The sequence below is a fragment of the Paenibacillus sp. H1-7 genome (assembly GCF_022354825.1).
Taxonomy (GTDB): Bacteria; Bacillota; Bacilli; order Paenibacillales; family NBRC-103111; genus Paenibacillus_S.
Window position 1 is genome coordinate 6,774,555 of record NZ_CP031168.1, and the last position, 23,384, is coordinate 6,797,938.

18 protein-coding genes are annotated in these 23,384 nt (G+C 53.3%); 10 read left to right on the plus strand and 8 right to left on the minus strand.

Annotated features, from left to right (window positions below; all coding sequences use genetic code 11):
- Positions 1 to 131 precede the first annotated feature (131 nt).
- Together DVH26_RS29825 and DVH26_RS29830 are read right to left on the minus strand one after the other, a co-directional pair.
- Entirely contained in the window at positions 132 to 1,241 is a 1,110-nt protein-coding gene (locus tag DVH26_RS29825) for a response regulator (protein ID WP_239628599.1), read from the minus strand.
- A complete protein-coding gene (locus DVH26_RS29830) occupies positions 1,234 to 4,272 on the minus strand; it encodes a hybrid sensor histidine kinase/response regulator (protein ID WP_239628602.1) in 3,039 nt (1,012 codons plus the stop codon). Before DVH26_RS29830 ends, DVH26_RS29825 begins: the two co-directional genes overlap by 8 nt.
- 203 nt (positions 4,273 to 4,475) lie before the next feature.
- Here DVH26_RS29830 and DVH26_RS29835 point away from each other — a divergent pair, with 203 nt between their 5' ends.
- Positions 4,476 to 5,936, plus strand: coding sequence for an amidase family protein (locus DVH26_RS29835; RefSeq protein WP_239628605.1), 1,461 nt, complete (start codon positions 4,476 to 4,478; stop codon positions 5,934 to 5,936).
- Between the two features lie 248 nt (positions 5,937 to 6,184).
- Here the strand turns inward: DVH26_RS29835 and DVH26_RS29840 are convergent, their stop codons facing one another.
- Together DVH26_RS29840 and DVH26_RS29845 are read right to left on the minus strand one after the other, a co-directional pair.
- Positions 6,185 to 8,761 (minus strand): hypothetical protein, encoded by a 2,577-nt coding sequence (locus DVH26_RS29840; protein WP_239628607.1) that lies wholly within the window; start codon positions 8,759 to 8,761, stop codon positions 6,185 to 6,187.
- 148 nt (positions 8,762 to 8,909) lie between these two features.
- The gene (locus DVH26_RS29845) at positions 8,910 to 9,983 is read right to left on the minus strand and encodes a glycoside hydrolase family 88/105 protein (RefSeq protein WP_239628610.1); all 1,074 of its coding nucleotides are present in this window, start codon (positions 9,981 to 9,983) and stop codon (positions 8,910 to 8,912) included.
- 257 nt (positions 9,984 to 10,240) lie between these two features.
- Here DVH26_RS29845 and DVH26_RS29850 point away from each other — a divergent pair, with 257 nt between their 5' ends.
- Positions 10,241 to 11,128, plus strand: a complete 888-nt coding sequence (locus tag DVH26_RS29850; RefSeq protein ID WP_239628612.1) for an AraC family transcriptional regulator — start codon at positions 10,241 to 10,243, stop codon at positions 11,126 to 11,128.
- A gap of 135 nt (positions 11,129 to 11,263) precedes the next feature.
- Here the strand turns inward: DVH26_RS29850 and DVH26_RS29855 are convergent, their stop codons facing one another.
- Positions 11,264 to 11,611 (minus strand): winged helix-turn-helix transcriptional regulator, encoded by a 348-nt coding sequence (locus DVH26_RS29855; RefSeq protein WP_239628614.1) that lies wholly within the window; start codon positions 11,609 to 11,611, stop codon positions 11,264 to 11,266.
- Between the two features lie 191 nt (positions 11,612 to 11,802).
- Here DVH26_RS29855 and DVH26_RS29860 point away from each other — a divergent pair, with 191 nt between their 5' ends.
- The 7 genes from DVH26_RS29860 to DVH26_RS29890 all read left to right on the plus strand — a co-directional run bounded on the left by DVH26_RS29860 (position 11,803) and on the right by DVH26_RS29890 (position 18,333).
- Complete coding sequence (locus DVH26_RS29860; protein ID WP_239628616.1) at positions 11,803 to 12,927, plus strand: MFS transporter; 1,125 nt, start codon at positions 11,803 to 11,805, stop codon at positions 12,925 to 12,927.
- Positions 12,928 to 12,993: 66 nt separating this feature from the next.
- On the plus strand, positions 12,994 to 13,698 hold the full coding sequence (locus tag DVH26_RS29865) for a response regulator transcription factor (RefSeq protein WP_239628619.1): 705 nt from the start codon (positions 12,994 to 12,996) through the stop codon (positions 13,696 to 13,698).
- Complete coding sequence (locus DVH26_RS29870; protein ID WP_239628621.1) at positions 13,695 to 15,158, plus strand: sensor histidine kinase; 1,464 nt, start codon at positions 13,695 to 13,697, stop codon at positions 15,156 to 15,158. The genes DVH26_RS29865 and DVH26_RS29870 overlap by 4 nt, the downstream gene beginning before the upstream one ends.
- On the plus strand, positions 15,155 to 16,243 hold the full coding sequence (locus tag DVH26_RS29875) for a hypothetical protein (RefSeq protein WP_239628624.1): 1,089 nt from the start codon (positions 15,155 to 15,157) through the stop codon (positions 16,241 to 16,243). Before DVH26_RS29870 ends, DVH26_RS29875 begins: the two co-directional genes overlap by 4 nt.
- Before the next feature lie 192 nt (positions 16,244 to 16,435).
- Positions 16,436 to 17,338 (plus strand): hypothetical protein, encoded by a 903-nt coding sequence (locus tag DVH26_RS29880; protein WP_239628626.1) that lies wholly within the window; start codon positions 16,436 to 16,438, stop codon positions 17,336 to 17,338.
- A gap of 336 nt (positions 17,339 to 17,674) precedes the next feature.
- A complete protein-coding gene (locus DVH26_RS29885) occupies positions 17,675 to 18,013 on the plus strand; it encodes a DMT family transporter (RefSeq protein ID WP_239628629.1) in 339 nt (112 codons plus the stop codon).
- 5 nt (positions 18,014 to 18,018) lie between these two features.
- Positions 18,019 to 18,333, plus strand: coding sequence for a DMT family transporter (locus tag DVH26_RS29890; RefSeq protein ID WP_239628631.1), 315 nt, complete (start codon positions 18,019 to 18,021; stop codon positions 18,331 to 18,333).
- A 167-nt stretch (positions 18,334 to 18,500) separates the two neighbouring features.
- Here the strand turns inward: DVH26_RS29890 and DVH26_RS29895 are convergent, their stop codons facing one another.
- The 3 genes from DVH26_RS29895 to DVH26_RS29905 form a co-directional block, all read right to left on the minus strand.
- A complete protein-coding gene (locus tag DVH26_RS29895) occupies positions 18,501 to 18,911 on the minus strand; it encodes a DUF2188 domain-containing protein (RefSeq protein ID WP_239628634.1) in 411 nt (136 codons plus the stop codon).
- A gap of 475 nt (positions 18,912 to 19,386) precedes the next feature.
- A complete protein-coding gene (locus DVH26_RS29900) occupies positions 19,387 to 20,916 on the minus strand; it encodes a sulfatase-like hydrolase/transferase (RefSeq protein WP_239628637.1) in 1,530 nt (509 codons plus the stop codon).
- 24 nt (positions 20,917 to 20,940) lie between these two features.
- On the minus strand, positions 20,941 to 22,278 hold the full coding sequence (locus DVH26_RS29905) for an ABC transporter substrate-binding protein (RefSeq protein WP_239628639.1): 1,338 nt from the start codon (positions 22,276 to 22,278) through the stop codon (positions 20,941 to 20,943).
- A gap of 161 nt (positions 22,279 to 22,439) precedes the next feature.
- Here DVH26_RS29905 and DVH26_RS29910 point away from each other — a divergent pair, with 161 nt between their 5' ends.
- The gene (locus tag DVH26_RS29910) at positions 22,440 to 23,345 is read left to right on the plus strand and encodes a helix-turn-helix domain-containing protein (RefSeq protein ID WP_239628642.1); all 906 of its coding nucleotides are present in this window, start codon (positions 22,440 to 22,442) and stop codon (positions 23,343 to 23,345) included.
- The last annotated feature ends 39 nt before the right edge of the window (positions 23,346 to 23,384 follow it).

Sequence of the window (23,384 nt, forward strand, 5' to 3'; positions counted from 1 at the left end):
CAAATTAGTACAAAATACCCCAAAACCACTATCCATTCTTCTTTAATCACTAGGACTTTGTCCTCATTTACAAAAAAAGAAAAAAAACCTGACGGCAACTGCTCCGCCAGGCTTCAGCAAGTATGTAAAAATCAGTCCAATGCAAGCTCAATCCCGAGCTCACTTTGAAATTTTTGCACCATCTGCCCCTTTAGCGTCTGAGCAGCAGACGTATTCCCCGCAGACTTCAAATCCTGCAGAAGCAGCTTATAATAAGCTTCCGTATAAGGCTCCAGCTTGATCATCTTACGCAAAATTTCTTCCCGTCTCGCTCTGTCCATGTATCCCAGCAGCCGGTCGAGACTCGTCAGATAGCACGAGCGCAGCTCGCTGCGCCGGACTTCCGCCCAAATATAATGCTCCGCTTCAAAATAATCGCCCCGGTACATTCCAATAATTTGCTCCACGGTCCCTACATCCGTCTCTTGCGATTGAATCAGCCTGGTGATGTGCTCCGTATCGCTCACGGTGTATTCCGTCTTCATCCAATAGCGCTCATCCCCATACACGATCATATCGGGAAATCCGGCCTGCTTCAGCGTATTGCGCACATGATACAGCGTTGTATGAAGCAGCGCCTGCGCGCGGTCGAAGGGCAGCTCCGGCCACAAATCGTCCAGAATCCGGTCGCGCTGTACAGGCGTTCCATTATAATGCCACAAGTAGGCGAACATTTCCTTCGCCTTTTTCGTCCGCCATGTCACCAGCTTGCGATGGCTGTCGTATAGCTCCATGCTACCCAGCGCATTCAAAAATAATCGGCGCTCCGGCTCCTCCGTATGAAGCTTTTCAGCGGCGATACCTACGGCTTGGCCAGCCCGGGATATCCCATTATGATTTTGGTATTGGTTACGGTACCGGTCCAATGTTTTGGCCAGCCGCTCCTTGGACACCGGCTTCAGCAGGTAACCGAACGCGTTCACTTCGAAGGCTTCTACCGCATACTCCTGATAAGCCGTCACGAAAATAATCTGCATGCCGGGCCACCGCTGCGACAACCGCTCGGCTACCGCAAGCCCGTTCATTCCGGGCATTTCGATATCGAGAAAGATTAAATCGACGGCAGAATGCTCCAAATAAGCCAACGCTTCGTCCACCCGGAAAAACTTGCCTTCTACGGATACGCCGCCGACCTCCTGCAGCACAATTTCCAGTACGTCCAAAGCAATTTCTTCATCATCTATTAATACGGCCTTAAGCATCCGATTCCTCCGGTAAATAAAATGTGATGATCGTTCCACGGTCCGGCTCGCTGTCGATTCGCAATGTCTGGTTGTAGAGCATTTTCAACCGACGGTTCACATTGCCGGTACCGACACCGCTTCCTTGATCCTCGTTAAGCTTGAAGAGCAGCTCCTCTCCCATCCCTATGCCGTCGTCCTCGACCGTAAATTCCACACCGCCGGGAACCCGGCAAGCACGGATTTCGACCGTCCCGCCATTAGGCTTCTGCCCTATGCCGTGGCGGACTGCATTTTCCACGAGCGGCTGGAGAAGGAGCGGAGGCATCATGCAGTGAAGATCCGGTTCGATAGTGTACTTGACCTGCAGCCTGCTTCCGAAGCGAAGCTGTTCGATAGCCAGGTAAGCTTTCACCAGCTCCATTTCTCTATCAAACGAGACGAGCTGGCTTTGGAAGGTGAGCGTAAACTTTCCTCTTAAATACGTGGTCAGATGATGAATCATCTCCCTCAGCCTGTCCGTATCCTTATAGCTGAGACCGACCAGCGCATTCAAGCTGTTGTACAGAAAATGCGGCGTAATCTGCGCCTGCAAATAATCGATCTCCCGCCGTACAGCGTATTCCGAGGATCGTTTCATGGAAAGCAGCGACTGCATTCTCGCCTTGAGCACCTCCAATTCGAACGGCTTTTGCAGGATATCGTTAGCACCGGCGGCAAATGCCGCAATGACGTCCCCTTTTTGACCGGATGCCGTAAGCATCAGAACCGGAAGCTCCGCCAAGCCGTGCTTGCGCCGGATTTCCCCGCACACGTCCAAGCCGGACACGCCGGGCATCATCAAATCCAGCAGCACCAGATCCGGCTGAAAATGCCGGTTCAGCAGCTCTATCGCTTCTTTTCCGCTGTATACCGCCGTGTAGCCGAACTTCAAGGATGTGACTGCATCGATCAGCACTTTTACATTCGACGGCTCATCATCGACAATGAGTACGGTGAATTCGTCACCTTCCTCGCTGGCCGATTGGACTGTGTACGCCAACCCGTTAACAGGTTCAGCAGCGTCATCTAGATCCGAGTCCGTGCGGGCAGCCCCTTCTGCGACGGGCAATGTAAATGTGAAGCGGGTACCGCTTCCGACCTCCGAATGGACCTCAAGCGTCCCTCCCTGCAGCTCCACGAGCTGCTTCGTAATGCTGAGTCCGAGCCCGATACCGCTCCGCGACTGTGCCCCCGTCTCCGAATAATGCTCGAATGGCTCGAATATCGCCTCGATACGCTCCGGCGGTATGCCTATCCCCGAGTCGATGACGGAAACCGCAATTTCATTGGCTCTGAGCTCCGCCGTTACGCGGACACTGCCTTTGTCCGTAAATTTCAAGCCGTTTTCAATCAAATTGTGCAAAATTTGCTTCAGCCGGTTCTCATCGGCATGGACAAGAGGAAGATCGGCGGCCAGCTCGTTAACCATCTGAACCTGCTTGTTCATCGGTGTAATGGATAGCGTATCGAGCACAAAACGGACCGTCATCCGCAAGTCAACCGCGGTTTGATGGATGCGAAGCTGCCCGTGTTTAATGAGCGACATATCCAAAATGTCGTGAACGAGCCCCGCCAGCCTGCGGCTGATCAGATTCATTAGTCTCACATTTTCCTTATACTCGGATTGCAGCCCTCTGCCCCGGTCATCGAGGATGGACTGCGACAGATTAATGAGCCCGTGAAGCGGCGTCCGGAGCTCATGCGACGTTTTGGCCAAAAACTCGTCTTTTTGCCGGTCATATTCGAGCAGCTGCTGTGATAATTTCTCGTTCTTGTAGAACGCCTGCTGCATTCGGTTCGACATCAAGAACGCTTGGGAGAACACAAGCAGCAGCGGAGTAACGATCATGAAATACGGGTTGTCCAGCGCCAGCTCATAGCGGATTTGTGCGAAAATCCAACTGGCAATAAGAAAAAACACCCCTAGAGCCAAATATCCCGTACCGGGAACTCCCTTGTTCCGGCTGCGGATCAGCATCAAAAAAATATTGATGAATGCCGCCGTTTGCAGCGTTAAATTCAATACCAGCGTGTACGCCAGATGATCGTTAGGGAGAATGATGACGATTAAGTAGACATAGGTAAGCCGTCGGATCCATACGAACAGCGTATTTTCCTTTTCACCCAAATAGGTAAAAATATAATAATTGAACCACAGGAACGAAAGGTAAACCGAGACAAACACGATTTTTTGAATCATGACAAAGGAGATCGACGGGAACAAGGTGGAGAGCAAAATCTCATTGTCGACAGTAAAAAACAATCCCGTTGCCAAGCAAAACAAGCTGAAATACATCAAATGCGGATCCTGGCGCCAGCGCCTGAACATGCCGCCGTAGAACAGGGCGAACAGCAGCATGGCTGAAATTTGCACCATATCGGCAAGCTTGGAGTTGTCTGCACGATCGGTCACAGCCTGATAGGACCCGAACTCGGGAGCCTGGACCAAGCCGCCTGCAATATAATTAAAGCTGGCAACTTGAATAATGAGCTCAACCGTGCCCGATTCAGCCTTCTCCGCTCCAAAGAAAGGCAAATTGCTGGCTACAAAGCCTTCTTTGTCTAGCGATGTCCGGCCATTGCCCCCAAGATCTGTGCCGTTTAAGTAAATATGGCTGGACATCCGCACTTTTTTGGAACGGAGGGCATAAATGTCCGTTTTATCTACCTGAATGAGCAGCCGGTAAGTGCCGACTCCGTAGCCGTCCCTGCCATCGGTTGCGACCACTCCCTTCCACCCATGAGGAACCTGCAAAAGCCGCTTCTCGGACTGCAGTGCCGGGTTGTTCTTGAAATCGGCCGGCTGCAGCAGCTTGTCCGGATAAAATTCCCACTCCCCTCTCAGCGGGATGATTCCTTGCTTGGCGAAATCCCAGCCTCTTGCATCCAGCTGTCCTTGGACAGCAGCAGGATAAGTGGCGGCTGGATTCAGCCATTGGTATAGAAAAAACAGAACAATGGCCAAAAAAATAAAAAGCATACTAAGCATCGTTGCGGTCGGTTTTTTCATGATCTGATCTGCGCCTCTATGTAGTAAATTGGTTCTGTTTCCAGTGTACTTCTCGATTATAGCAAAAAAATACTCAACAAATTCTAAAAACAATTGGGAATATATTGATTTTAATCATTTACAATCTTGCATCGGCTGGATTCCTCCAACAAAATAGAAAGAAAGAAGAAAGCTCCAGCGGAGCAGAGAGGCAGAGTGTCCCTATGATACGAATCGAAGAAGCGACCATAACCGGCATGCAGCAAGCGATGGAGCGCGGCGAGACCTCCTCCTTCGAGCTTGTCCAGCGCTATATGGAGCGAATCGCCCTCCATGACCGGCAAGGACCGAGGATCAACTCGGTGCTAGAGCTGAACGCCGATGCGCTGCACCAGGCCGAAGCAGCCGATGCGGCTAGGCTGAGGGGCGCTGCCCTCGGCCCTTTGCACGGAGTCCCCGTGCTGCTGAAGGACAACATCGACACGGCCGACCGGATGCACACGAGTGCCGGCTCGATTGCATTGGCGAACCATTACGCCCAGCGTGACGCGTTCCTCGTCACCCGGCTTCGGGAAGCCGGAGCGGTGATTCTGGGGAAGGCCAACATGACAGAGTGGGCCAACTTCATGACCGAAGGCATGCCCGGCGGCTACAGCTCCCGGGGAGGCCAAGTGCTGAATCCGTACGGACCCGGCCGCTTCTATGCCGGCGGGTCCAGTACGGGCTCTGCGGCCGCGGTCGCCGCCAGCTTCACGGCGGCTGCCGTCGGCACCGAAACGTCGGGCTCGATACTGTGCCCGGCCGTGTACCAATCGATCGTCGGCATCAAGCCGACGGTCGGGCTTATCAGCCGCAGCGGCATCATTCCGCTGGCGCACAGCCAGGACACCGCGGGTCCCATGGCCCGCACCGTCGCCGACGCCGCTCTGCTGCTCGGCGTGATGCGCGGTCACGACCCGCGCGATCCCGTCACCGGCTGCTCCATCGGCATGGAGCAGCCCGACTATGCGGCGCAGCTGGATCGCGCCGGGTTGCAGGGGGCGCGGATCGGCATCCCGCGCCGGGTATTCCACGATTCGCTCTCCGAAGAGGAGCAAATATTGTTTGAGGAGCTGCTCCGGGAAATCGCCGATGCCGGAGCCGTGCTCATCGATCCGGCCGACATCCCGTCGGCCGGGGAGCTGTCCCTGCTCCACTCCAGCGTGCTTGTCCATGAGTTCAAAGCCGATTTGAACGCTTATTTGAGCAAGCTGCCGCTGGATCAGCCCGTTCACTCTCTGAAGGAGCTCATCGCCTTTAATGAGGCGCATGCCGACAAGGCGTTAGCCTACGGGCAAAAGATTCTCGTTTATGCCGAGAGCAAGTCGGGTACGCTGACCGAGCCGCAATATATTATGGACCGGTTGAAAGATATCCGGCTGTCCCGCACCGAAGGAATCGATCGTGTGCTGAAGGAGCATCGCCTGGATGCGCTGCTGTTCCCCCACGACAGCGGAGAAGAAATTGCCGCCAAAGCCGGCTATCCGTCTATAGCGGTTCCCGGAGGCTATCTCCGGGACGGCAAGCCGTTCGGCGTCATGTTTACCGGCGGCGCCTTCTCCGAGCCGTCGCTGATCCGGCTCGCCTACGCGTTCGAGCAGCTGAGCCCGCGCCGAGTTCCGCCTGAATTGGCGGCGACGGAGTAAGCCAGCAGGCGTCTTGGCTCCGCCGCACCTTCAGTTTGGCTTACACCTTTCCAAAGCACAAAAAGCCTTGCTGCCAGCCTCCCAAAGGAGGCGTTGCAGCAAGGTTTTTCATGATATGCGATTTCGTTGTCCGAGTTCTTGTAGCTGTAAACATCACCCCATTGCGTTACGCAAACATACGTCAGGAACATCGATTGCCATGTTCACACAACAGACTTACAGAGACAACCGAGCGCTATAAGTTACCGCTACCGTTCTACGCTCCAGCCGCCGTCCGCCTGAACTGAAATACGGATTCGGCCCGGCTTCCATTTCTCCGTAGGAAGCAGCTCCACTACCGCTGTTCCATCCGGTCTAATTTCGGTCGCAACGCCTTTGTTCTCTTCCCCGCGGTTGACGGCGAGCGAATGAAAGTGCTTCTTCCCGCTCACGTCGGAGCCGGACAGAGCGCTGTCATGGGGCAGGATGACGGATACGAATACTTCCTCCCTGCCGGCTGTGAACACCGTCCTGTCATATAGGGCATAGCCCTGGTCGTTCCACAGCTTCGGCTGAAACTTGGCGCCGTATTGATGTCCCCGCTGCGGATGGAAATACACGAGCACGTTGGTATTATGCTGCCTGTCGGCTGCAGAATCGAACCAGAACAGACCCTGCTGTAACGGATCCTTCACCTGCCATACCGGTCCTCCCGTCATCCTGTCCGCTTCCGCTCCCGGCAGGAACCGGTCGACAACAAGCAAATAGCCTTCCTGCGTCAGTACGGTCTGGCGTTTCCAGTGAGAATCGAACGTATACACACCTTCGTATTCCATGGAGCCGAAGCTGTCTTCCCCGCGCTGTTCTGCTCTCGCATCCTTCAGCACGCCTCCTTGCTGTCCGTCCACATACATGCTGCGGCACGTCATGCCGTTCACGAACAATCGGACCGGCGTGCGCAAGAAATCTCTTGCGTCGCTGATGTACAAATAATCAAAGCCGATGCGCTGGTATTGCTCCGTCAAGTGAATGCTCTCGCCGCCGAAGCCTCTCCAGGTCAAATCCGTGCGGCCCGGATGGCATACGATCTTGAGAGCCGGGGCACCGGACAGCTCATCGAACGTAAGGCTGACGCGTTCCCGCACCTCTTCCGGCGTTAGAATCCGCTTTTCCTGTATGGTCCCTTTTTTGCCGTCCTCGTAGAACGCCACCTCCAGGTACTCCGCGAATTCGCGTAGATCGACCAGCATTCTTTTGCCTGCGGGGCCTCCCAAATGAATGTTCCGGATCAGCATCTCGACGGGTCCGTCTGCCGGGGCGACCTCCCTGTAATCCCTGTACCATTCCAAGCTTTTCGGGAACGAGTGGTTACCGCCTCTCAGGAACGTGTTCAGCGAAATGGTGAAGCTTTCAAGCTTCAGGCTCTCGTTCTTCCCGGCCATCCCTTCCGGATTGCACAGAAATACGCCATACGGACTTTCCTTGTCCCGGAAAAAATGCGGCAGCGGCATCATCGTCTCGTCGCCCTCGACAGGAACTCCGGTATGCCGGAATCCTTCGGGGGTCCGGTACAGCTGCTCGTACCGGTCCGACGCCATAAAGTCGCGAAGCAGACGGAGATTCGAGGACGCCTTGTACCAACGGCCCGACAGCAGTCCCTGCGTATAATTGAAAGGAAACTCCGAGAGGGCATCGCCTACGACGAGCGTGTTGCTTTGTCCTGCCCATTTGTGCCATCCGGAGCGCTGCAGCACCATCACACCGTTCACTTCATAATGGTACAAATCTCCCCGGTTATCCTCGTGGGCATGATGCAGCGTTTCCATCCTGTCGTTGATGTAGAATGCGGCGTACGGCTTTCCTTCCTTCTTGGAAGGCGACAGCAGCAGCCGGTCCGGTATACGATAGGTAGCGGGGTACATCGTCTGAACCTCGCTTCCGGTGTCCGGCAGTTCCGGCTTGATCCCCTCGAAATGATTCTGTGCGAATCTGGCTTCCAGCGATTGCTCGGCTTCTTCCGCCGGAATACGCCCCCGCACCGCATTATAGTAGCCCCCGTATTCACCGGCCAAAAATGCTTGCTGCTCCGCCCATAGGAACGTACCGTCGCCCGTTACTTTTGCCATCAAGGCAAGCGCATCAACATACGCTGCCTGGGTGCCGCCGTCGCCCGGCTGAATGGCAAGCCCTGACGGACTGATGTGATCGCGGTAGCGGCGATATGCTGCGAGCGCCTTGTCGCTCCGGAGCTCCTCCGCTTTGCCGAGAATAAGCCCCAGCTCGATCACCTGCATAATATTGTGCGCTACATATCCCGGCTCATAGCAATCGCCCGGGCCGTACCAGTCATTCCACACGCCTTCGGCGTAGTGGCTCCAGCCCTTGGCCTCCGGCAGCGCCGGAAACAGCCCGGACGCAAGCGCCATCCCTATGGCGAAAAAGAAGGAGCGGTTGTTCGCATCCCGCTCCGCCGGCCTCAAAATATCCTGCGCGAGGCTTGCCGCCGAATGCCAAAACGTCTCCTCGATCAGCCCCCGGCTCGCAAGCTCGCTGAACGCCTTGAAGTAGTTGCCTTGCGAGAAAAAGCAGCTCATCATCGTCTGCCGGATCGAAGAGCCCGTATGAGCCGACAGAGGGGCTGAAGAGGGGGCGTTTTCCTGCTCCGGCATCCGTCCGGACCGGTCCTGGTTCCATGCCTCTGTAAGCAATTTCAGACGCAGCAGCGCTTCTTTGTCTCCCTCCGGCGTTCCCTGATTCAACAGCTCCAATACGACTGCTATAAACTGCCGTACTTGCAGCGTCGGCTTCAGTTCTTTTCGAATCGCAGCCTCAATCGTTTCCTGCATTAGTAGTTCAGCCCCCTTGCATTAGCTTGATTTGCGGTACTTTATGGTAACGGCCACCTATGGCCGAAAAAATCGTTGACGCTCTTATTATAAAGCATCGCGCCCGCGTTCTTATAGACACGGCGGCTTGGAGCGGATGAAGCACGTGCTATTGCGGGTCCGCTTGAATCCATTCGGCAAGCATCATCAAAGTTAGCCCTTGGCCGTACAGCGATGCGATCAACGGAATCCGGTTATAATCCTCAATGGTCTTCATGACCGGCGTACCTCCCGACACCCCGAGCACCGTGCCGTCCGTGTCGATCATGCTAAGAACCGCCCGGCATGTTGCGGCCGCTTCCTCCACGTAGCCCGTATCGAGCAAGCCCAAACGCACGGCACACAGGATTCCGGCTGCGATTCCTGCACTGCCTGAGGTTTCCTCATAAAATTCGCTGCGGTCCATAACCGTATGCCACAAGCCCCGTGCATTCCGGTATTGGAGGAGGCCGTCCACAAGCACCCTGTACCGCTCCAGCAGCTCAGACGGTACTTCCGCCACTTGCTTCAGCTCCTTGACAATAAGCGGGAATCCGATGACGATCCAAGCGTTGGCCCGCGTCCATCGGGCTGCAGACATATGATTGCCCGACGTGCAGTCCCAGCCATGGTATAATACGCCCGTCTCCCCATCCTGCAGCAAGCGGAAATGAAGCTCAACCTGGCGAAGCGCTTCCTGCGCGAGATCCGTACGCTTGGTCAAAGACGCTTGTCTTGCCAGAAACAAGACGGCCATAAAGATCGTATCCGCCCACACTTGCTCCGGAAAGCTGGCCTTCTCCGTCACCGTATGCTCGAACGCACCCTCCCGGGTACGGGGAGCCTCGTGAACCATCCATTCGGCGATGTCCCCTGCCGTTTCCAGGTAATAATCGCGGTTCGTGCGCCGGTACAGTTCAGGAAATACGCCGTAGGGAGCCATGGAATTAATGACTTTGGCGTGCGCCGCCTTTTCCTTGTTTCTCTCGATCCAATTCTCCAAATACCTTATCGCATCCTTCTCCCCCAAAGCTTCGGCATAATGAAGAATGGCGATCAGGCCCACGCCTGGCGTCCAGTCCCATTGGTTCATATTCATGCCCCAGTCTTGTGTATCGGAGCCGATCATCCTGCGGTAAACCCTGCCTGCGGCCTCCTTCACTTCCTCTGCCGCAGTCCCTTGCCAAAGAGCCGATTTCAACATGATGTCCTTGTCCCTTCCTTTCGCGTCTTCCCTATATTCCATTATCGAATTGAAATAACATATCCCTGCATCCTCGATTGCCATTAAATTATAAGGAAAAAGGCAAGCTCCTTTCTCTCTCTCCATTGTTTAAAAATATAACAAAATTGCTGTTGTTTTCTCGCTAGAAAAAAAGAACCCTAAAGAGGATTGTGTTTCTTCTGAAGGAGGAGTACATTAAATGTAAGCGCTTTTTACAACGAGGATGGTGAATGGACATGCAAGCTAGCCCAGTCATACGGACGGACGATTTCATAAACAGTCAGCTGAAGGATCTTCCGCTTTCGATGAAGTACAAAGAAACGGAAACGAATTTCTATATGGATTTCCACTCGCATGAAGGGTTCGAAGTGTATTTTTTCCATGAAGGCAGCGGCTGCTTCCTGATCGAGGATCACATTTATCCGCTGGAAGGAAACGATTTGATCCTTATCAGCGCCCATGAGTCTCACAAAAGCTCGCCCAAAATCGAAAAGCCGAATACACGCAGCGTCCTCCATTTTCTCCCCGAGCTGATGGATAGCCAATCCAGAGATATTTTGCTGGATATTTTTCGACAAGGACTGAACCGCCGGCATATGAGGCTGAACGAAGAAAGAATGAGCCGCTGCCAGTACTTGCTGGACCGGCTGCATGAGGAATATACGAGCCGCTCCCTGGATCATCTGCTGGCGATTCGCATCTATTTAAGCGAGCTGCTGCTGGAGCTTAGCCGGTTCTTATCGAACGATTCCGTCAATGAAGACCGGGTGGCCAGCCATCGCGGAGTCAATCCGAAGGTGGAGCAAGCGGTCAAATTTATTTCCAATCATTTCGCGGAACCGTTGACGCTGGAGCAAATATCCCAAGAGCTGTATTTGAACCAGTATTACTTGTGCCATTTATTCAAAAAAACGATCGGAATTACCATTACGGAGTTTTTGCTGCAGACAAGAATCCACCATGCGAAACGAATGCTTGTTCATACCGAGCTGCCCATATCGGAAATTTCCGTCAACGTCGGCTTCAACAGCTTTTCCTATTTCGGCCAAACGTTCAAGCAGCTGGTCGGCGCAACGCCGCGGGATTTTCGGAAAAAGCAGCAGCAAACAGGCCCTAGCGAGTAGCTTCGGGCCCATTAGAAGATCTGCTGGATTACAATCCTAGAGCCGACAACTATATGGAAGCTGAAGTTCATATAGAAAGGAGCAGACCGCCGGGGCAGCTGCTCCTTTTTTTAATGGCTATGCTACGAAAGAGCATCAAGAGGTGCTGCCCGCTTGCTTATTCCCCCACTTCATGACCCATTTATCCATTTCCCGCAAGGCCGCCTGAAAATCCATTCCCTTCTCCGTCAATGAATATTCCACGGTGACAGGGACGGTTGGATATACCTCCCGGTGCACGACCCCCGTATGCTCCAAATGCCTCAGCGTATCCGTTAACGACTGCGTCTTGATAACAACAACATCCCGCTGCAGCTGCTTGAATCGCCTCGGTCCTTTGGCCAGTTCAGCGATCACCAGAAACGCCCACTTCGCTCCGAGAATTTCCAGCACTTCGCAAATGCTCGATTTCGAATCCGTTTCGTTATCCCGTTGTTGCTTCATATTCGCCACCTCACTTACATTTCGTTAGTAAGTCCATTTATCAGGATAATGTCCAAATACTTTGCCTTCTTACATTATGTAACTCGGCTGTTTATAATGTCAATCAACGGAGTACTCCCTATCTTATCGACAGGAAAGGACAGATACCTATGAACCGTCTTGCTGTATATCTTCTTACCTTAGGAGCTTTCGTGACAGGGGTCGCGGAGCTTATCGTCATCGGCATTCTCCCTGTTATCGCAGATGATTTGCATATTTCCATTGCCCTCGCCGGACAAATCATAACCGCCTTTTCGCTCTCTTTTGCTATCGGCACCCCTATTATCGTTACTCTAACGTCCCGTGTACGGCGCAAGCATCTTCTGATCGGCGCTCTCGCGATGTTCATCCTGGGCAGCCTGGCGTCCTACGCAAGCACCAGCTTTGCCGCCTTGATGGCGTCCCGCATTATGCTCGGCTTGAGCGGCGGCGTATACACCGTCGTTGCCTTCAGCTCGGTCGCCAAGCTGGTCTCGCCGGAGAAAACGGGCCGGGCGATCGGCATGGTTGCCATGGGATTCAGCGCCGCTTTGGTACTGGGCGCGCCTATCGGCGTCACCGTAGCCAAATGGTGGAGCTGGCAGACCATTTTTGCCGCGCTGGGCGTCATTACGTTCCTTCTTCTGCTCGGGACGATCCGGCTGCTGCCGCAAATTGCAGGAGATGCACCGGTTCCTTTCCGAAAGCAATTCCATGTGCTCGGCAGCTCCGTTATCGTCAGCGGGCTAGGGTTATCGTTGCTGTTTACATCGAGCAGCTCCATGATGAATACGTATTTGGCGCCGTACCTGCAGCAAATTCTTCATATGAACGCTTCCTATACCGGCTTAACGATGTTTGCTCTCGGGATTGCCGGCGTGCTGGGCACTCGCGCAGGCGGAACGCTTGCGGACGCTTGGGGCACTTCCAAAGTGATCTCATTCGGCTTGACGGTGCTGGCCGTATCGCTCTTCTTGCTGCCTCTGCTCAGCTCCTATCTCGTTGCCGGGGTGGCGCTGCTGCTCATTTGGATGTTCGCCATGTCTTTGATCATCCCGGCGATCCAAATGTATTTTATTCAACAGGCTCCCGAATCGTCCAATCTGGTTCTAGGGCTGAACACTTCGGTGCTTCATTTGGGAGTGGCTGTGGGCGCCGGGCTTGGCGGCATCGTCGTAGACGCTACCTCCACCGTTCTGTACAACCCGTGGATTGCTAGTTTGACGGTAGCGGTCGGCCTTGCGATTGCTGCGGTATCTTTTTCCATGAGCAGGAGAAAAGTGGCCGGAACCGTCTGATCGGCCGACAAGCTGGCAAGCAGATAGCGGATTGTGCTACCATTCAGTTAGATTGGAGTGGAGCCCATGGAACAAGCCAAAATCATGATCATCGAAGATGAGACGGCGATTGCCGATTTGCTCGCCTACGGGCTGACCAAGGAAGGCTTTGAAACCCGAACGGCCAGCAAAGGCTCGGAGGGGCTTGAGCAGATCGGGCAATTCCGCCCGGATTTGCTGCTGCTGGATTGGATGCTGCCTGATGTGAGCGGCCTTGACATATGCAAAATGGTAACGGAAATCTACAACATCCCCATCATTATGCTGACGGCCAAATCCGATATATCCGATAAAATTTCCGGGCTGGAATTCGGAGCCGACGATTATATTACGAAGCCGTTCGACATGAGAGAGGTTATTGCGAGAATTCGCACGATTCTCCGGAGATGGTCCCAAACGAACCGTCCGGTGGATAGTGCAGGTGATGAGACAATCCGATTTATGGACATTAAGATCGTGCCAACGGAGCGGCTGGTTACCAAAAACGATACCGTCGTAGAGCTCACCCCCAAAGAGTTCGATCTCCTGATGACGCTGTACAATTACAGAGGCAAAGTATTCACACGAACCGAGCTGCTTGACTTTGTGTGGGGGTATGATTACTTCGGAGATACCCGTACGGTCGATATTCATATTCAACGGCTGCGCAAAAAGCTTGACGCGAACGATCTGATTACAACCGTATTCGGCGTCGGTTATAAATTCGAGAAGCAGACGGTGTCCCGCCCATGATCCGCTCGATCAAAGCGAAATTTCTGGTCGGCTTCCTGATCATCTTTTCCGTGTCCTTGCTGCTGCTGAACCATTTTGTCGTACGTATCGTCGAATCTAGCAATGAGAACATCATTACCCAAGACCTTATCGCCTTGAAAAAGAACAGCAATGTGTACGTTAAGCAGATGTTTATGATCAATCACTATGCCAGTGATGAAATATATTTTCAGCAAATGTCCAAAGAGCTGGTCGACGAGCTTCGCCACGTAAGCTCCAGTCACGTCAGCGCCTATTCCGTCCAGGGCGACAAGCTGCAATCGTCCGCAGGCTTCCCGTTGTCGCGTGAAGGCGATGAAGACCTTCACAACGCTTTGAACGGGCAAACGTCTTTTACCGTCCAGTATTCCAACCGTGCCGCCGAAGTTTATTACTCGTATCCGGTGGAAATCGACGGCAAAAAGGTCGGTATACTGCGGTTCGTCAAAGATTTCTCTTTGCTTTATGAGCAAAGCAGGCACATTCTGGACTTTATTTTCTATGTTACGATCGCCATCTTTGCCGCCGCCTTTCTGTTCTCGTATATTTTATCGCGAAATATATCGATCCCCATTGTTCAGCTTACCAAAGCGTCCACGGATGTGACGAACGGGAATTTGGATACCCGCATCGGCATTCGCCGCAGGGATGAAATCGGAAAGCTGGCGCATAACTTCAATCTGATGATTGAAAAAATCAACCGGCAAATCCGCACCATAGAGCGCGACCGCGATCGCTTGAACGAGCTGAACCTGCATCGCAAGCAATTTTACGACAATGTCACGCATGAGTTGAAAACGCCCTTGACCTCCATCCTCGGCTATGCGCAGCTGATTAAGGAGAACGGGCAGAGCGACGAGGCATTCTTTCGCAAAGGGATGAACCACATTATTGAAGAGAGCGACCGTCTTCACGGGATGGTGGTGAAGCTGTTGGAGCTGTCCAAGGAAGCCTCCATGGAAGAAGCGCCGCAGCTCGTCGAGGCCGGTTCCTTGCTGCACGGGGTGTGCGAGGGGATGGCTTTTAAAGCCGAGCGGTATAAAAAAACCATTGAATGCTCAGCAGGCCATGACCTGTGGGTTTACGCCAATTCGGAAAAGCTTAAGCAGCTGTTCATTAACCTTATCGACAATGCAGTAAAATACGGAGCAGCTCATACGGTGATTGCCGTCTCAGGCATTCCTGCTGCGGACGGGATCCGATTCACCGTTACGAATCAGGGCGATACGATCCCGCCCGATCAATGGAGCAAGCTGTTCGAGCCGTTTTATCGTGCCGGTCCGCGGGATGAAGATGAATCCGGAAGCCGCGGGCTCGGACTTAGCATATGCAAAGCTATTGTTGACGAGCATCAAGGAACGATCTCTATCGAGAGTGTAAATCATGAGACAACGGTAACGATTGTACTGCCTCATCACGAAAACACGGGGGAACCTGCATGATGAACCGGATGCTTGTCTGTATCGTGTTGCTAAGTCTGGTTTTGGCGGGATGCGCGCCATCTCTGAAATCCAAAACAATCATCATCCCCGAAACCGGGGATAGCGGCAGCTCTCCGGCGGCAAACGAAGCAATGGAATTGAGCGCCATTTATAAACTGTCGGAAAACGGGAATATTCTTGGCTGGCAATCGAAGGATGAATTGCTAGGGACGATCTGGAAAACAAGCCGGAGCCGAAGCCTCGACCGAATCGATTATAAGCATAATTCCTACGAAACGTGGATCAATCTGGAAGGAAGTACGGAGATTCAAGGCTTATCGCCGGATGGATCGTTCGCCGTCTCCAGCGTTCAGGCTGATAGGAAAGAAACGATGAAGCTGCTTCGGCTAACCGGCTCCCAGCCCGTGGAAATCGGTGAATTATCTACGGAAGCGATGCGGGTCAGTATGCTGACCTGGTCGAATAACAGCCGTTATACGGCTTATAGCGAGCAAAAGACGGGACAAGCGGGAAGGGCTATCGCCGTTTACGATACTGCAGCCAATAAGATGAAGGAATATCCCATTCCCGATTGGAATGTGTTGGCGGTTAAAATATCGAACGACGGATCAAGCGCTCTTCTCGTACGATCGTCCGGCAGACAGTATTCCCTCGTTTACGGCAAGCTGGACGAAACCGGCTTCGCAAGCTTATACGAGCATGATATTGCCGGCGACTTCGGAACGTTCGATTTTATGAACGACGATCAAGTGATGCTCGTCGGTTCCAGCGGAGCTCTTATCGTGTTTGACCGCCGTAATAACACAACGAGCGTCGTGACGGAGCAAATCGGGAGCTTCCGGCTTTCGCCCGACCGAAAGATGATCGTTTATTCCAGAGGCCGCGACTCTCTCTATGTCGCCAAGGTGCAAGGAAACAGCTTGTTAAACGAAAAAGAGGTTTATAAAGGGATTGTGCCGTTCCAGCTGGAATGGAGTCCCGACAATAAAAAAATTGTGCTCAACGGCAATAAAGCCTATGAGCCGCGCCCCGTGGCTTCCGCTCAGGTCGTTGTAACGGATCCGCTCATACTGGAATTGAAATAAGACATCCCCGTTTATCGCCGCGGCGTTAGACGGGGATGCGTTTGTTATGCAGGGATGGATAGGGTTTAACGCGCTGGTATCGCCGGCCGCTGTTACACTTTGTTTACAAGTTGGAGACATGCTGTACACATCTTTGCTTTAGGATAGGAGTCGTTCATGATCCTCTGATGACGCAAAGGAGAGTACACCCCTATGCAAATGAAACGTCAAGCTATCCTTCTGTTAAGCTTCGCCCTTCTATTGACATCGGCTGCTTGCAGCAGCAGCGAAAGCGCAACGAATACCAATGGTACGGCGGCTTCGACCGACCGTAGCAAAAGCGCAGATACCGGCTCCAAACAGCAGGAGCCGGGCAGCAAGGAAGCCGCCGACAAGCCGGCTGACGCTGGAAGCACCGATAGCGGTGCAGCGGCGGGCACTTCGTCCGCAATCCAGGGAGCCGGATCGCAGTCGGCTTCTTCGGCGGACGGCGGCACGGCGGCTGCAAGCTCCGGCGAGCCGCAGCAGAGCGCGCCAGAGGCATCGCAGCGCGATGGCGCCTCTCAGGCGGCTGGCTCCAGCGCACCTCGCCCAGTCGCTCCCGCGGCTTCGCAGCGCGGCGGTGCTTCCCGCGCTGCAGCTTCTGCCGAGGCTCCGCAGCCGGTTCCTGCTGCTTCGACGCGCGACGGCGCTTCTCGCGCTGCAGCTTCTGCCGAGGCTCCGCAGCCGGTTCCTACTGCCTCGCCGCGCGACAGCGCTTCTCGCGATGCAGCTTCTGCCGGGGCTCCGCAGCCGGTTCCTGCTACCTCGCAGCGCGACGGCGCTTCTCAGGCGGCTGGCTCCGCTGAGCCTCGGCCCGTCGCTCCCGAGGCCTCGAAGCGGGACGGCGCTTCTCAGGCGGCTGGCTCCGCTGAGCCTCGGCCCGTTGCTCCCGAGGCCTCGCAGCGCGACAGCGCCTCTCGGGCGGCTGGCTCCGCTGAGCCGCAGCCCGTTGCTCCCGAGGCCTCGCAGCGCGACGGCGCCTCTCGGGCGGCTGGCTCCGCTGAGCCGCAGCCGGTCGCGCCGGATACTCCGCCGACGGTTCCTTCCGCCATCCCGTCCTCGAACGGGGGCTAACGGAGCAGCAAGTCCGCCGCCATTGCGCTGCTCGCTGCCCTGTCATTGGCCCCCCCAGCGCTTTAGCATCCACTTCAGAATGAAAAAAAGTATCGAATAAGGCCATCCGCCTTGCTCGATACTTTTTTTGAGTTGGTTCTTTTCCTCTCACCTTTTGTTTTAAAAACGATTGACACCCGTTAGAAAATGTGCAAGAATGATTCCTAACTAATATTAGTTAGGTAACTCTTTCTTGCGTGCAAAAGCAGCCAGTAAAGGAAATAATGTTTTAAATGATAGGATATTTATTGGCGCAGACTCGCAAAATATACAAAGAGCCTAAGGAGGAACGGGGTCATGAACAACAACTGGCTTAAAGTAGTTATTGCGGCTGTTTTCGAAGTATTCTGGGTTATCGGACTAAAGCACTCTTACAATGTGTGGACTTGGATCGGTACGGCTATCGCTATTTACGTGAGCTTTTACCTTATGATTGTTGCCAGCCGACAGCTGCCGGTCAGCACGGTATATGCCGTTTTCGTCGGGCTTGGAACCGCCGGAACGGTGCTCGCGGAAATTGTTCTGTTCGATGAGCCGGTCAAAGCAGTCAAAATCGTGCTCATTCTGCTTCTGCTCGCCGGTGTCGTCGGACTGAAGCTTGTAACGAAAAGTAAAGAAACCGCGGAAGGAGGCTGATTCTGATGCCATGGGTATATCTTGTATTGGCCGGTATTTTCGAAATGTTCGGTGTTACAACCATTAACAAACTGAATCAAGAGCGAAATTTTCAATCGTTAGCGTTGATGCTCGGCGCATTCGGCGCAAGCTTCCTGTTCCTTGCTCTCGCAATGAAATCACTGCCGATGGGAACGGCTTACGCCGTCTGGACAGGAATTGGCGCGTCCGGAGGCGCGATATTAAGTATGGTGCTATACCGCGAATCCAAAGACATTAAGCGCATATTGTTCATTGCGATGGTTCTCGTTGCCGCGGTCGGCTTGAAGCTCGTATCTTAAATTATCGAACATCAATTGATTATCGAACTTATTGTAACCAATTTTAATAACTTCATAAAGCATAAAACAAGGTCAGTACCCTATTCTGGTGCTGACCTGTTTTTTTCCAATATCCTTATGCATCAAGACCTCCGGTTTCTTCGCTTTCTTGAGAGAGTGCCTGTTCCTTATGTGTAATTATACGCTGTCTCCACCGTACCGTCTTTGCGGTGAATGATCGCCGACTTGTTGCTATCGGATGCCCAGGCTCTCGCTTGCTCTACCGCCTCTGCCTTTGTTTCCGCAGTAAGCCGCGCGCGGACGGCGCCTTCTTCCTTCACAGCCCATCCGTCCTTGCAAGGAACGACATGGAGGTTGGAGGCGCTCCCCTCCCGCTTCAGCCGGTGCTCGTCACCATGGCGATGGTGAAGCGGATGGTCGTCATTCCATTCTTTTGCCTTTGCCGTAGCTATCGCAATTGCACGGCCCTCCTCATAGCCTTCTTCCAGTAAAGCGTTAGCAATCTCGATTGCTTTGTTTCTTACTCGCGGCTCCAAATTTTTCATGGAAACGGGGTAATCGTTTTTTCTCCACGGCATAGTCTGTCCCTCCTCTGATGTTGGGTGATGGTTGTCCTACCATTACTTAGCCTGTTCATTACATATCGAAACAAACCAATCCGATAGGACAGAACCAGCGGCGGACAAGGGATGGGGAGTATTGGAGCGATTCGCCGTAGAAAAGCTCGGTGGTCTTGGGCTTATTTCTTTACTTTTTGTGAAGGAAGACGCTCCGAATTGTAGGCCTTTTTCACCAAATAGCGGAACGTAGGTCCGATCACTTGACTACGAGCATCGATGCGGACCGTACATCCGCTATTTCTCTAAAATCTTGCAGTCCCCCCTGCCTGCGGACATAAGATCCGTTATTCCCCTCATTTTCGTCGAAAATCAATGCGTTATGAACGAATAACGGCTCTCAAGTCCGATCACTCCCCGCTTGGGGGCTTTTTTCGCCAAATAGCGGACCGTAAGTCCGATCCCTTTACAAATCCATCCGGTGCCTTGGGGATCATCACGTATTCGCGTTTTCTTTCCTCTTATCCTCGTAATTCAATTTAACGGTCGTATTCATCGGGAGGCGATCCTCTTTGGCCATCGACCACAGGAGCAGCTTTCGTTCGAGCTCGCGGACGATAGCGTCATAGGCAGGATCGCCGAACCGGTTCGTCAGCTCGTGGGGGTCGTTCTTCAAGTCGTACAGCTCCCCTTCTCCGTTCGCGTAGACGTTCAGCTTCCAGTCGCGGGTGCGGATGCTTTTCCCTTTGCCCAGCCAGGCATCCCGGTAAGCGCACCAAACAAAGTACCGCTCGTCGAGCGGATGCTCCGGCCGGCCCGTAATATCAGACAGCTTCGGCGGCTCTCCCTCTTCCCCGCTTTCCATGACCACATACTCCCGAGGGACGTATTCCTGCTCCGAGCGAAGGAAGGGTGCGAGGCTCCTGCCTTGGCATCCGTATGGAACCGGTACACCCGCCATATCCAGCAAAGTCGGCATGACGTCAACCAGCTCGACCATATGGCCGGTTCGCTTCGGTCCCTTGTAACCCGGGGTATAGACGATAAATGGAACATGCGTAAACGAATCATAGAACCCGTTATGCTTCTGGATGAGCCCGTGCGCCCCCATGGAATCTCCGTGATCGGAGGTGAAGATGATCATCGTATGTTCCATTAAACCGAGCGATTCCATCTTGGCGAAAATAGTCGCGAGCGTGTCGTCGATAAACCGGATCATGCCGTAGTGAATGGCCCGTACCTTGCGGAGCAATTCGTCGTCGGCGCGATCCATCGCGTCCATCACGTGCATGACCTTCTGCCTCTCCGGCTTGCCATCCAGATTGTCCTTTGGCGGCAAAGGCACATCGGCCGGGTCGATCATACTGGCGTAAGGCTCCGGCACCTGGTACGGAGTATGCGGATCCGGGAACGACAGCCACGTGAAGAACGGCTTCTCGGGATCTCTCCCCTTCTCCAAGTAGTCAACCATCGCTTGGCCGAGGAGGTAGGTACCGCAATGCTCCGGCCTGGCCGGATTTGCGCCATGTCCGAGCGGGCTGTTCCAGCAGTTGCGCTGTGCCCATTCATGAGCCGTGATACATTCGGGATCGTTGCGATGCCCGTCGACCATATGGCCGTGATCGGCAAGACGGACATGATCGAATACTTGCCGCAGCAGACTCGCCTTCTCGGGAACGGAGCCTGGATAGTACGATTGGGCCGCGTTGTTCATGAACGCGTGATTTTTCCCGATAATCGCTGTCTGGTAGCCGTTCTCCTTCAACACCTGAGGCAGCGTCGTTTCGTTCGGGTTGATCAGCATATGATTCGCATGCACGCCGATAGTCGATGCGTAACGGCCCGTAAACATGGATGAACGCGAGGGCGAGCATGCCGGATAGTTGCAGAACGCAAGCTCGAACACGACCCCCTTCTCAGCAAGACGCTCCAAAGCTGGGGTTTGCAGTACCGGATTGCCGTACAAGCTTAACGTTTCCGCCGTTTGCTGGTCGGTTTGAATAAGTAGAATGTTAGGTCTGAACATCTGGCTCACTCCTTGTCTATTTTGCTATTTCATCATTTGGATATGATTTTCTATCTCTTTGTCAGCCAATTCTCCGGCTTCTCTCAAAGCGGTGTTCAAATCAACGTTGTCGATAGCCATCTTCTGCAGCGCGTTAGACAACTGAATGACGACATAATCGTCATAAAGAGTAAAAGGTCTTGGCTTAGCCGGCTGGAGCGTCGTTACAGCCTTCACGTTTTTGTCGGACAGCTGCTTCAGATTGGCCCCGTACTGATCGCGGATCGCTTTATCGTTCAGGACCGTCAGCCGTCCTTCTTTATTGTAAAACGTTTGCATTTCATCCGACAGCAAGTAAGCGATCACCTTGAAAGCCTCATCCTTATAGGCCGATGTAGGCGTAATGCCGTAGTAGGGGGTATTCACTTGTGTACCCGTACCCGGCACATCGCTGAAGCTCGGCATCGTCACCATATCCCATTGCAGCTCCGAATCCGGAATCGTCATCAAATTGTTCAAATAGTTGATATGGCTGACATACATGGCAAGCGTTTTGTCCTTATAAAACAAAAGTCCGTTACCGATCGTCTTGTCCGGCTTATTGCCGGGGATATCGTATACCGCCTTCAGCGTCGAAAAAAACTTTTGCCATCCGTCCGAGGCTGTGATCGCTTTATTCGTCTTCGAATCGACGAACGGCAGCGACATCTGGCTATTGTTAATCGGGAAATGCCGGTCAAAATCGAGCCCTCTGAAAGCAGTGCCGTTATCCGTCTTGCTGACGTCGCGCGCAACCGTCATAATCTGTTCCCATGTCATGCCATCCTTCGGATAGGGAACCCCGAATTTGTCGAATATCGCTTTGTTGTACACGAGAACGAGCGTGGCCATACTTTCGGGCATGACTTCGATTTTGCCGTCCTTGGAGTAGCTTTTGATCGTTTCAAGCACTTGTGGATGGAGTCTGCCCATATCGAAATGATACTTTTGGATAAGCGGTGTCAGATCCTCGAACACATGGCTCAGCTGAAGTTTCCCGTACCATCCAGGCACCGCATAGAACAGGTCGGGAGCGTTGCCGGCAGACAGTAGAATGTCCATCCCTTCGGGACCGCTTTTTTCCGGTACCAGCCGCTCCAAGGTAACGTTAGGAAACTTTTTCTCAATCGGTTCCTTTACGAATCGGTTGTAAACGTCGTCGGTAAAAGGAAAATAGATTTTTAACGTAACCGGCTTCTCGATGACATCCGCCTTCTCTGCCGGTTGAACGTTCTCGTTCTGCTTGTTTCCCGCGCCATCCTTCGGCCCTCCAGAGCTGCACCCGGCGAGTGCAATTGCGAGAATAACCGTCATCAACGCCGTCAAATGCTTTCTCTTTTTCAACGATGCTTACCTCCCATTTTTCGATTCCCGTAAACGCTTGCACACTTCCGATGAGCGAATGTGCTACAATAAAATAGTAGCATACGGGTATGTTGAGAAACCGATTATACATTATGCATTTTCGATTATGTTGATATGAATTAAGGAGGAGGACGGCTCGGGTGGCCATACTAAGCAGAATCAAATTTGTCGAGGACCTATTTATACGAATGGCCTGGGTAATCGAAAATGTTGTGAACGCCGAAACGGAGTTTCCTCGGGCGAGTTACGCAAAAACGATTATATGGGTCGTCGTGGAAGGAAAAAGAACGATCGAGGTGAACGGCTTTCTTCATGAAGTGCAGGCCGGGGACATCGTTGTCATTCCGCCTCAAACCCCCAGAACCGTTCTGTCTAGCGATCCGAATTCAGTCCCGTTTCACTTCTATACGATAGGCTGCGATATAAAGATCGGTTCCTTAAACTTTGCGGAGCTGTACAAGCTCCCACTGCTAACGAGAGTGGCGGATACGTCCTCCTTTAAGGAGCTTTCGAGTCTGACCGCGAAGCTCCTGGTGCAATCTCTGCAAGTGATTAAAGAGCTTAATGCGCTGAATCAGCCGCAGCTGGTCATAGCTAGGGTCAATACCGACGAGACGGCCGCTTTGCTAGCCGTAAACGCCTCGTTCCACGTCTGGTTTGCCCGTTTCCTCGACATGATGCGGTGCTATTTGCCTGACGAGCCCCAGGAGATCGACCCCCGTATCCGCAGGCTGTGCACCTATATGCAGAGGAATCTGGACAGGAAGCTGACGCTGCCTGATTTGTCCCAATATTCGTATATAAGCGAAAGCCACCTGCGCCTTCTGTTCCGCAAAACATTGGGCGTTTCGCCTTCGGAGTATTTGCGGCAGCTTCGCCTTCAGCGCGCGAAGGACCTGCTCGTCAATACATCCTATTCGCTTAAGGAAATTGCGGAGCTTTCCGGCTTCGAGACGCTGAATCATTTCAGCCGGGTGTTCAGCGCGTACGAATCCCTTCCGGCCAACCAATACCGGAAGCGTTATTATGGCAGCGTTCAAGGGTAGCTTGGGAGCAAGGCTCAGCAACGGAACCAAGCCCGCTTC

What these genes read in the sequence shown, in the direction of transcription:
- DVH26_RS29845 (WP_239628610.1), bottom strand. Translation starts at nt 9,983, where the DNA reads ATGTTGAAATCGGCTCTTTGGCAAGGGACTGCGGCAGAGGAAGTGAAG.
- DVH26_RS29835 (WP_239628605.1), top strand. Translation starts at nt 4,476, where the DNA reads ATGATACGAATCGAAGAAGCGACCATAACCGGCATGCAGCAAGCGATG.
- DVH26_RS29895 (WP_239628634.1), bottom strand. Translation starts at nt 18,911, where the DNA reads ATGCCGTGGAGAAAAAACGATTACCCCGTTTCCATGAAAAATTTGGAG.
- DVH26_RS29885 (WP_239628629.1), top strand. Translation starts at nt 17,675, where the DNA reads ATGAACAACAACTGGCTTAAAGTAGTTATTGCGGCTGTTTTCGAAGTA.
- DVH26_RS29900 (WP_239628637.1), bottom strand. Translation starts at nt 20,916, where the DNA reads ATGTTCAGACCTAACATTCTACTTATTCAAACCGACCAGCAAACGGCG.
- DVH26_RS29855 (WP_239628614.1), bottom strand. Translation starts at nt 11,611, where the DNA reads ATGAAGCAACAACGGGATAACGAAACGGATTCGAAATCGAGCATTTGC.
- DVH26_RS29875 (WP_239628624.1), top strand. Translation starts at nt 15,155, where the DNA reads ATGATGAACCGGATGCTTGTCTGTATCGTGTTGCTAAGTCTGGTTTTG.
- DVH26_RS29890 (WP_239628631.1), top strand. Translation starts at nt 18,019, where the DNA reads ATGCCATGGGTATATCTTGTATTGGCCGGTATTTTCGAAATGTTCGGT.
- DVH26_RS29865 (WP_239628619.1), top strand. Translation starts at nt 12,994, where the DNA reads ATGGAACAAGCCAAAATCATGATCATCGAAGATGAGACGGCGATTGCC.
- DVH26_RS29880 (WP_239628626.1), top strand. Translation starts at nt 16,436, where the DNA reads ATGCAAATGAAACGTCAAGCTATCCTTCTGTTAAGCTTCGCCCTTCTA.
- DVH26_RS29825 (WP_239628599.1), bottom strand. Translation starts at nt 1,241, where the DNA reads ATGCTTAAGGCCGTATTAATAGATGATGAAGAAATTGCTTTGGACGTA.
- DVH26_RS29850 (WP_239628612.1), top strand. Translation starts at nt 10,241, where the DNA reads ATGCAAGCTAGCCCAGTCATACGGACGGACGATTTCATAAACAGTCAG.
- DVH26_RS29830 (WP_239628602.1), bottom strand. Translation starts at nt 4,272, where the DNA reads ATGAAAAAACCGACCGCAACGATGCTTAGTATGCTTTTTATTTTTTTG.
- DVH26_RS29840 (WP_239628607.1), bottom strand. Translation starts at nt 8,761, where the DNA reads ATGCAGGAAACGATTGAGGCTGCGATTCGAAAAGAACTGAAGCCGACG.
- DVH26_RS29870 (WP_239628621.1), top strand. Translation starts at nt 13,695, where the DNA reads ATGATCCGCTCGATCAAAGCGAAATTTCTGGTCGGCTTCCTGATCATC.